This is a genomic window from Streptomyces sp. SID11385, from assembly GCF_010548245.1.
GTDB lineage: Bacteria > Actinomycetota > Actinomycetes > Streptomycetales > Streptomycetaceae > Streptomyces.
On sequence record NZ_JAAGLR010000170.1, the window covers coordinates 1 to 315 of the forward strand.

Annotated in this window: 1 pseudogene; it reads right to left on the minus strand. The window is 79.0% G+C overall.

The features are described 5' to 3' along the window. Positions 1-38: 38 nt before the first annotated feature. Positions 39-315, minus strand: a pseudogene (locus tag G3I42_RS05300) (hypothetical protein); the annotation flags it as partial.

Here is a 315-nt window from a genome sequence, read left to right on the forward strand (position 1 = left end):
ATCCCCACCCCGTGCCGGTCATCCCCACCCCGTGCCGGTCATCCCAACCCCTTACCGGTCGCCGGTTCCCCGCCGAGCAGGTCGCGGCTCGCGAGCACCGTGCCGAGCGCGAGCCCGAAGACCGGCAGCAGCACGGTCAGCGCCGCCCACAGCGCCCCCGGCACCGCGTCCGCCGGGAGAACGGGCAGCCCGAGCCGGTCCCCGAGCGGTCCGGCGAGCGCGCACGCGATCCCCGTACCGGCGCCGAAGCCCACGAGCCCCGCCGCCGTCCCCGTGACCCCGGCACCCGGCAGCAGCGAGCGCGGCGCCCCGGGC